Origin of the sequence: Actinomadura chokoriensis (assembly GCF_039529475.1) — a bacterium.
Lineage (GTDB): Bacteria > Actinomycetota > Actinomycetes > Streptosporangiales > Streptosporangiaceae > Spirillospora > Spirillospora bangladeshensis.
Genome location: NZ_BAAAMW010000009.1, coordinates 259,314 through 271,190, shown reverse-complemented (window position 1 = coordinate 271,190; position 11,877 = coordinate 259,314). Strand labels below are relative to the sequence as shown.

The window sequence follows — 11,877 nt, the reverse complement described above, 5'->3', positions numbered from 1 at the left end:
CATCTGGTTGAGCGGATCTCTACCGGGGGCAGGGGGACGTGCCGGAAGGGGCGGTCGGTGGGCGGGGGGACGGGCGCCGGGGCGGTCAGGAGCCGGCCAGCAGGTGGGCGCGGAGCCCGGCGCCGTAGGAGGTCGGGGTGCCGTCGTAGGAGCTGATCAGGGAGGGGCCGGAGGAGCAGTCCCACGTGTTCCACGTCCAGCCGAGGTAGGACGCGGCGTGCGCGTCGAGCCAGGCCATCAGCGTGTCGACGTAGGAGTGGCCGCAGGTGTTCTCGCCGATCTCGCCGGCGACGAGCGGGACCTGCGCGGCGACGGGCGCGAGCTGCTGGTCCCAGCAGGACGCGTCCTTGCAGTAGTTGAAGTTGTAGGAGTGCCAGGCGGCCGCGAGGTTCCCGGTGGGGTCGGACGGCCTCTGCGCGAGCCACTGGGACAGGTCGTTGGAGTAGCTGCTGCCGGCGACCATCACGACGTTCTCGGCGCCCGTGGAGCGGACGGCGTCGAGGAGGTCCTGCATCCCGGCGGCCTCGTAGGTGAGGCCGGTGCAGTCGGCGCCGCCGTCGCGCCAGCACTTCCACGACTGGGCGTAGTCCATGACCTGGAGATTGTTCGGGTACGGCTCGTTGAAGAGGTCGAATACGACGGCCATGTCGTTCTTGTACGCCGAGGCGAGCTGCCGCCAGAACTCGGGCGCGTATTCGGCGTCCGGCATCGGCTTCTGGCATTCGGCGTTCGCCGTCGCGCAATGGTTGTCATTCCCGGTCCACAGCCCGTGGCTCCAATGCAGCTCCAGAATGGGCGTGATGCCGTTCTCTTCGAGAAGGGCGACGTAGTCCTTCACCGCGTTCTGGTACGCGGCGCCGCGATAGGCCGGGTCGACGTTGCCGAGTCCCAGCCAGCAGTCGGAGTTGAGCGGCACCCGGACGGCGTTGGCGTGCCAGCTCCCGATCGCCGCGACCGAGGCGGCGTCCATCGGGCCGTCCCAGAAGCCGTTGCCCTGGACGCAGGCGAACTCGCCGCCGGACCGGTTCACCCCGCGCAGCCGCACGGCGTTCCCGGAGGCGTCCACGAAGGCGTTCCCGGAGACCTTCAGCTCCGGCGCGGCCCCGTCGGACGGGGGAGTGGTCGGCGGCGTCGTGGGCGGCGTTGTCGGCGGTTCGGTCGGCTCGGTGCCGCCGTTGCAGGGCGTCCCGTTCAGGGCGAAGTCGGTGGGGGCGGTGTTGGCGCCGCTGTAGCCGAACTGGGCTCCGGCCTGGACGGCCGCGCCGGTCGCGAGGGAGCCGTTCCAGCTCTCGTTGGCGACGGTGACGGTCCGGCCGGACTGCGTCCACCGGCCGTTCCAGCCGTTGGCCAGGTGCTGGTCGCCGCTGTAGGAGTAGGTCAGCGTCCAACCGGTGACCGCCGGGCCCCGGTTGGTGATCGTGACGGCGGCCGTGAAGCCCGTGCCCCAGTCGTTGGTGCTGTAGTCGACCTGGCAGGCGACGGCGGCGTGGGCCGCCGGCGCGCCGAGCAGGGCCCCGGTTCCGGCGACGGCCGCCGCGACGGCCAGCGAGCCCGCCGCGCACAGCGCGCCGGTCGCAGCGGCCGCCGCGGCGGTGCGCGGGGAAGGCGATCTCATGGGATCTTCGCTTTCACGTCGGTTCTTTCCGCTTGGGAGCGCTCCCACTCCTGGACTGCGGTGAACGTAGAACGGGCCGGACGCGACATGGAAGCCTTGTTCCATTCCTTTCACGAAATTTCACGGCGCCTCGCGCGCACGAGTGAGGCGCCGGAGGATTTCCAGAATCCGTCCGGCCTGTGACACTTGACACAAACGGCCTCCGAACCGATTCTTGGGAGCGCTCCCACTACTCCCGACCCGGTCACCCCGCCGACGACCGGGAACCCCCGAAGGGAGTGCTCAGCGTGACCCTCACCCACCCCGAAGACCCAGCCCTTCCCGACCGGCCCCCGACCCTGGCCCACGTCGCCGAGCTCGCCGGCGTGTCGCCCGCGACCGCGTCCCGCGTGCTCAACGGCTCGGCCCGGGTCAGCCGGTCGGCCCGCCTCCAGGTCGAGGCGGCCGTCGAGCGGCTCGGCTACGTCCGCCGCCGGGCCGGCTCCCCCGACCGGGAGTCGTCCGGCACGGTCGCGGCCGTCGTCTGCGAGGACGCCTGCCGCGTCCTCGGCGACCCCTACTTCGCCCGCCTGCTGTGGGGCGTGCGCCGCGAGCTCGACGGCCGGGCGCCGCTCGTCGTCCTCATGGCCGGCCGGCCGGACGAGTGGCGCGCCACCACCGGCTACCTGCGCGGCGGCCGGGCCGAGGGCGTGCTGCTCGTCGGCGCCCGCCGCGACCAGGTCGCCCCGCTCGTGCAGGCCGCGGCCGGCGCCCCCGTGGTGCTGGCCGGGCGCCCCCTCGACGAGGTGGCGCTGCCCTACGTCGACGTCGACAACCGCGGCGGCGCGCACGCCGCCGTCCGGCACCTGCTCACCACCGGCCGCCGCCGCATCGGCACCATCGCCGGGCCCGCCGACATGGGCGCGGCCGTCGACCGGCTGGCCGGCTACCGGCTCGCCGCCCGGGAGGCCGGGATGGGCGTCAACGGGCTGGTCTGCCAGGGCGACTTCGGCCGGCTGTCCGGCGAGCGGGCGATGCGCCGGCTGCTGGAGCGCCGCCCCGACGTCGACGCCGTGCTCGCCGCGTCCGACCAGATGGCGGTCGGCGCGCTCAGCGCGCTGCGCCGGGCGGGCCGCCGCGTCCCCGACGACGTCGCCGTCGTCGGGTTCGACGACGCCCCGGTCGCCCGGCAGGTGCGGCCCCGGCTGACCACCGTCCGGCAGCCCGCCGAGGACCTCGGCGCCCGGCTCGCCCGCGAGCTGCGCGCCTGCACCGGCGGCCGGCCGAACACCGAGCGCGGCGTGGTGCTGCGCACCAAGTTGATCATCCGGGAGTCCGGCTGACGGCCCCGGTCTGACGCGCGCCCCGTCCCCGGGCGCGCCCCCTGAAGGGACCCCACCGCCGGACTCCGCCGGCGGTGGAGCCCGGCATGCCCGTACGCCGGGCGACCCACGGAAGGAACCGGAAGTGAGAAGAAGGCAACGATGGCGCGCGTTCACCGCCGTGAGCGCGACGCTGACCCTGCTGTGCGGCGGCCTCGGCGTCCTGGCGCCCACGGCAGAGGCGGCGGCCGCGTGCAAGGTCGTCTACAAGAAGAACGACTGGGGCAGCGGCTTCACCACGAGCATCGACATCACCAACCAGGGTGACGCGCTGAACGGCTGGACGCTGAAGTACTCCTACTCGGGGAACCAGAAGCTGACCAGCGGATGGTCGGGCAAGTGGTCGCAGTCGGGGCAGGCCGTCACCGTCCAGAACGAGAGCTGGAACGGGTCGCTCGCCAGCGGCGCGACCGTGAACGTCGGCGCGCAGTTCACCTACAGCGGGACGAACACCGATCCGACGTCGTTCACCCTGAACGGCACGGCCTGCAACGGCAGCACGTCCGCCCCGAAGGTGGCGCTGACCAGCCCGGCGGCCGGGGCGACGTACTCGGTGGGCGCCTCGGTGCCGCTCGCGGCGACCGCGACGGCCGGGACCGGCGCGACGGTGTCCAAGGTCGAGTTCTTCGACCAGGACGGCTCGCTCGGCGCCGCCGACACCAGTGCCCCCTACGGCCTGAACTGGACGCCGTCGGCGGCGGGCGACTACTCGCTCTACGCCAAGGTGACCGACAGCGCGGGCGGGACGGCCGAGTCGGCGCCCGTCGGGATCACGGTCGCGGCCGAGGCGAGCGTCGTGGCCAACCCGGCGACGCTGACCATCGCGCAGGGCTCCACGGCCACGTACGCGGTGAAGCTGTCCGAGGCGCCGTCCTCGAACGTCACCGTCACGACGGCGCGGACCGCGGGCAACAGCGGGCTGTCGGTGACCGGCGGAGGGACGCTGACCTTCACGCCGCAGAACTGGTCCACCGCGCAGAACGTGACGATCACCGCGGACGACTCCGGGACGGGCCGGGCGACCTTCACCTCGTCCGCGGCCGGGTACGCGGCGGCGGAGGTCACCGCGACCGAGGTGGCCACCGGCGGTGACACCTACACCCAGCGGTTCCTCGACCAGTACAACAAGATCAAGGACCCGGCGAACGGGTACTTCAGCCCCGAGGGCATCCCGTACCACTCGGTGGAGACGTTCATGGTCGAGGCTCCCGACCAGGGGCACGAGACGACGTCCGAGGCCTACAGCTACCTCATCTGGCTGGAGGCCATGTACGGCAAGGTCACGCAGAACTGGGACCCCTTCAACGCCGCCTGGGCGCTGATGGAGAAGTACATGATCCCGACGCACGCGGACCAGCCGACGAACTCCTTCTACGACCCGTCCAAGCCCGCCACCTACGCCGCCGAGCACCCGCTGCCGAGCGACTACCCGTCGGCGATCGACGGCAGCGTCCCGGTCGGCCAGGACCCGATCGCGGGCGAGCTGAAGTCCGCCTACGGGACCGACGACATCTACGGTATGCACTGGCTGCAGGACGTCGACAACGTGTACGGCTACGGCAACACGCCGGGCGGCGGCTGCGAGGAGGGCCCCAGCGCCACCGGCCCGTCCTACATCAACACCTACCAGCGCGGCTCGCAGGAGTCGGTGTTCGAGACCGTCCCGCAGCCGACGTGCGACAAGTTCGCCTACGGCGGCACCAACGGCTACCTGGACCTGTTCATCAAGGACTCGTCCTACGCCAAGCAGTGGAAGTTCACCGACGCCCCCGACGCCGACGCGCGCGCCATCCAGGCCGCGTACTGGGCGAACATCTGGGCCGACGGCCAGGGCAAGGCCGGGGACGTCTCGGCGACCGTGGCGAAGGCCGGCAAGATGGGCGACTACCTGCGGTACTCCTTCTTCGACAAGTACTTCAAGAAGATCGGCGACTGCGACTCGCCCACGTCCTGCCCCGCCGGGTCGGGCAAGAGCAGCGAGCACTACCTGCTGTCCTGGTACTACGCGTGGGGCGGCGCCACCGACACCAGCGCCGGCTGGGCGTGGCGGATCGGCGACGGAGCCTCGCACTTCGGCTACCAGAACCCCCTCGCCGCCTACGCGCTGGTGAACGACCCCGCGCTCGCCCCCAAGGGCGCGACGGCCAAGTCCGACTGGAAGACGAGCCTCACCCGGCAGCTGCAGCTCTACAAGTGGCTGCAGTCCGCCGAGGGCGGCATCGCCGGCGGCGTCACCAACAGCTGGGAGGGCAGCTACAGCACCCCGCCCACCGGCCTCACCGAGTTCTACGGCATGGCCTACGACTGGCAGCCCGTCTACCACGACCCGCCGAGCAACCAGTGGTTCGGCTTCCAGGCGTGGTCGATGGAGCGCGTCGCCGAGTACTACCAGGTCACCGGTGACGCGGACGCCAAGGCCATCCTCGACAAGTGGGTCGCCTGGGCGCTGTCGAACACGACGGTCGACCCGTCCACGGGCAGTATCCAGATCCCGTCCACGCTCAAGTGGACCGGGCAGCCGGACGCCGACTGGTCCTCCGCCAGCGGCATGCCGCCCGCCAACTCCGACCTGCACGTCTCCGTGCAGGACTACACCAACGACATCGGCGTGGCCGCCGCGTACGCCAAGACCCTGACGTACTACGCGGCGAAGTCCGGCGACGCCGACGCCAAGCAGGCCGCCAAGGACCTGCTGGACGCCATCTGGAAGCACACCGACGCCAAGGGCGTCTCGGTGCAGGAGACCCGGGCCGACTACAACCGCCTCACCGACCCGGTCTACATCCCGTCCGGCTGGACGGGCACCATGCCGAACGGCGACCCGATCAACTCCAGCTCGACCTTCATGTCCATCCGTTCCTTCTACAAGAGCGACCCCGACTACCAGCGCGTCATGGCCTACGCCAACGGCGACACCTCGACCGCACCGGTGTTCACCTACCACCGGTTCTGGGCGCAGGCCGACGTGGCCCTCGCCATGGCCGACTACGGCCGCCTCTTCAACGAGTGACCGACCCCCAAGGGGCCCGCGGCACCGCCGCGGGCCCCTGCCCGTCGCCGCGGCCCGTTGTTGAGGCGGGCGGGGTGGCATGCGAACATGTGTTCGTGTCCGGTGGTGCCTCGATCCTGCATGCGGACCTGGACGCGTTCTACGCGTCGGTCGAGCAGCGGGACGATCCCGCGCTGCGGGGGCGGCCGGTGATCGTCGGCGGCGGGGTCGTGCTGGCGGCCAGCTACGAGGCCAAGGCGCACGGGGTCCGGACGGCGATGAGCGGCGGTCAGGCGCGGCGGCTGTGCCCGCGGGCGGTCGTCGTCCCGCCTCGGATGAGCGCCTACAGCGCGGCGAGCCGGGCCGTGTTCGCCGTCTTCCGGGCGACCACGCCGCTCGTGGAGGGGCTGTCGATCGACGAGGCGTTCCTCGACCTGGACGGGTCGCGCCGCGACCCCGTGGACGCCGCCGTCCGGCTGCGGCGGGTGATCGCCGAGGAGGTCGGCCTGCCGATCACCGTCGGGGTCGCGCGCACCAAGTTCCTCGCCAAGGTGGCGAGCGGCGTCGCCAAGCCGGACGGGCTGCTGGTGGTGCCGCCCGACCGGGAGGCCGAGTTCCTGCGCCCGCTGCCGGTGCGGCGGCTGTGGGGCGTGGGGCCGGCGACCGCCGCCAAGCTGGCGCGGTTCGGCGCGACGACCGTCGGGGACGTGGCGGACATGCCCGAGGCCGCGCTGGTCGCGCTGCTCGGGCCGGGGGCCGGCCGCCACCTGCACGCGCTGGCGCGCAACCGCGACCCGCGCCCGGTCCGCACCGGCGTGCGGCGCCGGTCCATGGGAGCGCAGCGGGCGCTCGGGCGCCGGCCGCGCCCGGCCGCGGAGCTGGACGCCCTGCTCGTCGGCCTGGCCGACCGGCTCGGCGGCCGGCTGCGCGCGGCGCGGCGGCTCTGCCGGACGGTCACCCTCCGGCTGCGGTTCGGGGACTACACCCGCGCCACCCGCTCGCGCACGCTGGCCCAGGCGACCGCCGAGACACCGGTGGTCCTGGCGGCGGCGCGCGGGCTGTTGGCCGCGGCCGTGCCGCTGATCGAGGAGCGGGGGCTCACGCTGATCGGGGTGTCGCTCGGGGACCTGCACGACGACCGGGCCGTCCAGCTCGCGCTGCCGTTCGACCGGGGGATGGCCGTGGACGGCGCGGTGGACGGCGTCCGGGACAGGTTCGGCCCGTCCGCGATCACCCGGGCCGTGCTGCTCGGGCGCGACCGGGGCACGTCCGTCCCGATGCTCCCGGACTGAGCCGGCGCCCGCGTCCGCCGGCCCCCGGACACGGTCGGTTCCGGTGCGAGCACTCCCCGTTCCATGAGACGATCATTTGACCGGGGATGAGCGGAGTTTTGCGAATGGCCGATGAGAGGTGGACTCCCGCCGACGTGGATCTGGTGCGGCCCAACACGGCCCGGATCTACGACTACCTGCTCGGCGGCAAGGACAACTACGCGGCGGACCGGGAGGTCGCCGAGCGCTTGCTCGCGGTCATCCCGGAGGCGCGGACGGCGGCGCGCGAGAACCACGCCTTCATCGGCCGCGCCGTCCGGTTCCTCGCCCGCCGGGGCGTGCGGCAGTTCATCGACATCGGCACCAAGCTGCCGGCGCGCGGGAACGTCCACGAGGTCGCCGCCGAGGTCGCGCCCGACGCGACCGTCGTGTTCGCCGACGGCGACCCGGTCGTGCTCGTGCACGCCCGCGCGCTCCTCGCCCGGACGCGGCGGGCGGCCTTCGTCCGGTGCGACCCGAAGTGCCCCGAGGCCGTCGCCGACGACCCGGAGGTCCGCGCGCTCATCGACTTCGGGCAGCCGGTGGGGGTCGTCCTCGACCGCGTCCTGCACTTCATCGAGGACGCCGCCGAGGCCGCCGCCGCGCTGCGCCGCCTGCACGACGCGCTCGCCCCCGGCAGCCACCTCGTGTTCACGCACATCACCCAGGAGCCCGAGCCGGAGTCCGGCGGCGAGGTCGGCCGGGTCTTCAAGACGGCCGGCGACCACTTCTGGGGCCGCAGCCGCGCCGAGATCCTCGACATCGTCGCGTCCTTCGACCTGGTGGAGCCGGGCCTCGCCTACACCTCCGAGTGGCGGCCCGACGGGCCCGGGGCCGCGCACCCGGAGCGCACCTTCACCCTGGCGGGCGTGGGCCGCCGCCGCTGACCGCGAGGGCGCGCAGGCGGCGGCGCCACGCGGGCACACCGGCGCCGCGGCCGCCGGGCGCGCGGGCGGCGCCGGCGTCGTGCAGCCAGCCCTGGTGGCTGCGGCCGGTCACCTCCAACCGGACGAGCGGGACGTAGGAGTCGGCGCGGATCCCCTCGTACCCGTGCCGGACGATCGAGTGGTAGATGTCCTCCGACACGACCAGCGCCAGCGGCGCGCGGGTGCGCCGCAGCGCGCTCTTCGCCTCCGCCGAGTCCAGCAGCCGGAAGGCGACGTCGAGCGCCTCGCCGAAATTGCCGTGGCCGTCGCTCTGCACCTCTCCGGCGTGCACGACGACGCGGACGCGAATTCGCCGGTCGCCGCCCGCGGAGATCGCCTCCGCGGCATTGTATTCGCCGAGCGCCGCATTGTATTCGGTGAGCAGCGCGGACAGGATCGGCATGACCGGGTGCAGCAGCAGCGTTTTCGGCACTTCGTCGAATGGGTGCACCAGCACGAGCGCCCCGTCGCCCCGGTCGACGTACTCCTCCCGGTACCGGCGCCCGATTCCGGCCCGGTTGAACGCCTCCTCGAGCAGCCGGTACAGCGTGCGGCGGAGCTCCGCCTTGACCGGGTCGGTGCGGGTGGTGGAGGACTCGATGTCCACCGCCAGGATCGCCCGGTACCGGGGCCGGACCAGGGGCCGGACGACGACCGGCCGCATCGGCCCGGACGCGTCGACGAGCACGGGCCGCCCGGCCCCCGGCCCGCCGCCGCGCACGGCCATCTCATGGTTCATTTCCTGCGCGCCCCCCCATGCCTCTCGGTCTGTCCCCCCATTGTCGGCGGTAAACGATCCTGGCATTGTGCGCCACGACCGGCAACCCAGGCGACCCCGGACAGGCGGCCGGGTTTACCCGGTGAATGTGAATCCCTTTCATCACGTGTTGAAAGGAGCACTGACCAGGGTCGCGTCGGGGGGCCGTCCCGCGTCAAGGGGTGCGCGTCCCGAATGGTCCCGGGAGGGCGGGACCCGGGTCCGGCAAGATCGGGACGGAAAGGCCGGAACGGCGTGCGCATCGATCGGATAACGCCGCTGGGAGGACGCCGGGGGAGTCGGGGACAATTCCGGTGCGCCCCGCCGCCGGACGGCCCGCCCGGCGCCGCGTCCGGGAAAGCACGGACCGGCGCACCGTGGGTTTCCGGTAGGCAGGACGTCCCCCGGGGTCCGAGCATGGAGAGGGTGGTCGTGGTGATTTCCCCACCGCGGCGGCGCAGGTCGCCCCCGTGGTTCGGCGCGGAGACGAGGCGCGCCCTCGCCGCCGGGGCGGCGGTCGCGGGGCTGGCGCTGCTCGCCGGCCGGCCGTACTGGCGGGACCATCCGGCCGCGGCCGCGATCACGCTGGCCGGCTGCGCCGCCATCGCCGCGGCCGGCGTGCTGCTCGCGACCGGGGCGCGGACTCGCCGCACCGGGCTGCTGTTCACGGCCGCGTCGCTGTGCTGGGCGGTCACCTGGACCGCGAGCTGGGACGCGTCGGTCGGGCCGATCGTCTCCCAGTACGCCCAGGCCACCTTCTACCTCGCCCTCGCCGTGGGCGTCCTGATGTACCCGGCCGGGCGGCTGGAGTACCGGGCCGACCGGATCTGGACGGTCGCGGCGTGCGCGGTCCTGTGGGGCTGCCCGACCGCGATCTGGTTCACCTCCGAGCCGGAGTGGGCGGCGTTCCGGGGCGAGTCGGTGTGGTGGCCGGCGCCGTTCAAGGACCTGGAGGCCTTCCGGATCGTCCTGCCCCTCTCGGCCGGGCTGTACGTCGCCCTCGCCCTGTCGCTCGCCCTCGTGCTGACGATGCGGCTGCCGCGGATGGGCCGGATGCGGCGGCTGCTCGCCCTCCCGGTGACCCTCGCCATCGGGTTCGTCGGCATCTCCGCCGCGTTCACCCAGAAGTCGGTCATGGCGGAGGCGGTCCCGCTGGACGACCTCCTGCGGGTCTACGCGATCCAGGGCGCGGTCGTCGTGCTCGTCCCGCTGACCCTGCTGGCGTCGGGCCTGCGCGTCCGCATCGGCGAGCTGACCGTCGCCGGCCGGATGCTCCGCCTCACCGCTCCGGTGTCGGTCGAGCGGGTCCGGGACGCGCTGCGCGACGTCCTGCACGACCCGAGCCTGGAGCTGTGGTTCTGGGCGCCGATGGAGCAGACCTACGTCGACACCGCCGGGCACCCCGTCGACCTCGACCCGGACGGCGACCCGTCCGAGGGGCCGGAGGGGCCGGAGGGGCGGTGGCGGCGCCGGGTGCGCAGCGCCGCCGGCGACCCGCTCGCCGTCGTCGAACTCGGCGGCGCGCTGCGCGACCACGAATCGCTGGTCGAGGCCGCGCTCGCGGCGGGCGGCCGGGCGCTGGAGACCGCCCGGCTCCAGGCCAGCGTGCACGCGGGACTGGAGCAGGTCCGCGCCGCCTACCGCCGCCTCCTGCGCGCCGAGACCGCCGAGCGCGAACGCCTCGCCCGCGACCTGCACGACGGCGCGCAGCAGCGGCTGCTCGCGCTCGGCGCGATGCTCGGGACGCTGGAGGCGGTGACCGACGACCCGGCGGTGAAGGAGCACGCCAGGACCTGCCGCGCCGAGCTGATGGAGGCCCTCGCCGAGCTGCGCGCGCTCGCCCGCGAGGTGCAGCCGGCGCTGCTCGTCCAGGACGGCCTCGGACCGGCGCTGGAGGTCCTCGCCGAGCGGGTCGGCGTCCGCGTCGTGCTCGACGTCACGCCGCGCCGGTTCTCCCGCGAGATCGAGTCCACGCTTTACTCGGTGCTGTGCGAGAGTCTGTCGTACGCTGTCGACCGCGCGCACGCGACCCGGGTGCACGTCCGCGTCGGCCATGAGGACGGCCGGCTGGCCGCGGAGCTGACCTGTGACGGCACCGGTCCCCGCGATCCCGCCGCCGACCTCGCCGGGCTGTCCGGACGGGTCAGGGCGCTGCGCGGCGAGGTGGACGTCGCCGGCGGGCCCGGCGAGGGGACGACGGTGAGGATGGGCCTTCCATGCGAGTAGCCGTGGCGGAGGACAGCGGGATCTTCCGGCAGGCGCTGGTCACCCTGCTCACCACGGTCGGCATCGAGGTCGTGGCGTCCGCGGGCTCCGGGGAGGAGCTGGTCGCGCGCGTCGCCGGCGACCCGCCCGACGTGGCGATCGTCGACCTGCACATGCCGCCGACCTACAGCAACGAGGGGGTCGTCGCGGCCCGCCGGCTGCTGGAGCTCCATCCGGGGCTCGGCGTCCTCGTCCTGTCGGCCTTCAACGAGACCCCGCAGGCGATGGAGCTGTTCCGCGACCAGCCGCGCGGCGTCGGGTACCTGCTGAAGGACCACGTCACGGACGTGGACAACCTGCGCTCGGCGCTGGAGCGGGTGATGCGCGGCGAGGTCGTCATCGACCCGGACGTGGTGAGCAGGCTCGTCGAGGCCCGGCACCGCGAGCAGGAGCTGTCCCGGCTGTCCGGCCGCGAGCGGGAGGTCCTGGCGCTGATGGCCGAGGGCCACTCGAACGCCGGGATCGGCAAGCGGCTGCACCTGTCCGCCCGGACGGTCGAGGACCACGTGCGGGCCATCTTCACCAAGCTGAAGATCGCCTCGGCGGGCGGCCCGCCGGGGCCGCAGGACACCAACAAGCGGGTGCTGGCCGTCCTCACCTGGCTGCGGGCGGCCGAGTCCCGCTGACACCGCCGGCGGCGGGGGCGGGGCGCCC

The 11,877-nt window shown here is 73.5% G+C and carries 8 protein-coding genes; 6 read left to right on the top strand and 2 right to left on the bottom strand.

The genetic code is table 11. The features are described 5' to 3' along the window. Positions 1-85: 85 nt before the first annotated feature. Positions 86-1,615, bottom strand: a complete 1,530-nt coding sequence (locus tag ABFX46_RS21575; RefSeq protein ID WP_346044588.1) for a cellulase family glycosylhydrolase — start codon at positions 1,613-1,615, stop codon at positions 86-88. 287 nt (positions 1,616-1,902) lie between these two features. Here ABFX46_RS21575 and ABFX46_RS21570 point away from each other — a divergent pair, with 287 nt between their 5' ends. The 4 genes from ABFX46_RS21570 to ABFX46_RS21555 all read left to right on the top strand — a co-directional run bounded on the left by ABFX46_RS21570 (position 1,903) and on the right by ABFX46_RS21555 (position 8,162). Then, complete coding sequence (locus ABFX46_RS21570) at positions 1,903-2,937, top strand: LacI family DNA-binding transcriptional regulator (RefSeq protein ID WP_346044586.1); 1,035 nt, start codon at positions 1,903-1,905, stop codon at positions 2,935-2,937. A gap of 124 nt (positions 2,938-3,061) precedes the next feature. Further along, on the top strand, positions 3,062-5,986 hold the full coding sequence (locus ABFX46_RS21565) for a glycoside hydrolase family 48 protein (RefSeq protein ID WP_346044584.1): 2,925 nt from the start codon (positions 3,062-3,064) through the stop codon (positions 5,984-5,986). A 95-nt stretch (positions 5,987-6,081) separates the two neighbouring features. Beyond that, positions 6,082-7,257 carry a DNA polymerase IV gene (gene dinB / locus ABFX46_RS21560; protein ID WP_346044582.1) on the top strand — a complete coding sequence of 392 codons (1,176 nt, stop codon included), beginning with the start codon at positions 6,082-6,084 and terminating at the stop codon, positions 7,255-7,257. Between the two features lie 104 nt (positions 7,258-7,361). Further along, entirely contained in the window at positions 7,362-8,162 is an 801-nt protein-coding gene (locus ABFX46_RS21555) for an SAM-dependent methyltransferase (protein WP_346044580.1), read from the top strand. Here ABFX46_RS21555 and ABFX46_RS21550 read toward each other — a convergent pair. After that, positions 8,131-8,940 (bottom strand): hypothetical protein, encoded by an 810-nt coding sequence (locus ABFX46_RS21550; RefSeq protein ID WP_346044578.1) that lies wholly within the window; start codon positions 8,938-8,940, stop codon positions 8,131-8,133. The genes ABFX46_RS21555 and ABFX46_RS21550 overlap by 32 nt on opposite strands. A 453-nt stretch (positions 8,941-9,393) precedes the next feature. Here ABFX46_RS21550 and ABFX46_RS21545 point away from each other — a divergent pair, with 453 nt between their 5' ends. Both ABFX46_RS21545 and ABFX46_RS21540 read left to right on the top strand, forming a co-directional pair. After that, positions 9,394-11,184 carry a sensor histidine kinase gene (locus tag ABFX46_RS21545; protein WP_346044576.1) on the top strand — a complete coding sequence of 597 codons (1,791 nt, stop codon included), beginning with the start codon at positions 9,394-9,396 and terminating at the stop codon, positions 11,182-11,184. Further along, a complete protein-coding gene (locus tag ABFX46_RS21540) occupies positions 11,175-11,849 on the top strand; it encodes a response regulator transcription factor (RefSeq protein ID WP_346044574.1) in 675 nt (224 codons plus the stop codon). Before ABFX46_RS21545 ends, ABFX46_RS21540 begins: the two co-directional genes overlap by 10 nt. The last annotated feature ends 28 nt before the right edge of the window (positions 11,850-11,877 follow it).

Bases quoted from the DNA above. Each gene is read 5' to 3' on its own strand.
- ABFX46_RS21575 (WP_346044588.1), bottom strand. From the start codon at position 1,615: ATGAGATCGCCTTCCCCGCGCACCGCCGCGGCGGCCGCTGCGACCGGC.
- ABFX46_RS21555 (WP_346044580.1), top strand. From the start codon at position 7,362: ATGGCCGATGAGAGGTGGACTCCCGCCGACGTGGATCTGGTGCGGCCC.
- ABFX46_RS21540 (WP_346044574.1), top strand. From the start codon at position 11,175: ATGCGAGTAGCCGTGGCGGAGGACAGCGGGATCTTCCGGCAGGCGCTG.
- ABFX46_RS21550 (WP_346044578.1), bottom strand. From the start codon at position 8,940: ATGAACCATGAGATGGCCGTGCGCGGCGGCGGGCCGGGGGCCGGGCGG.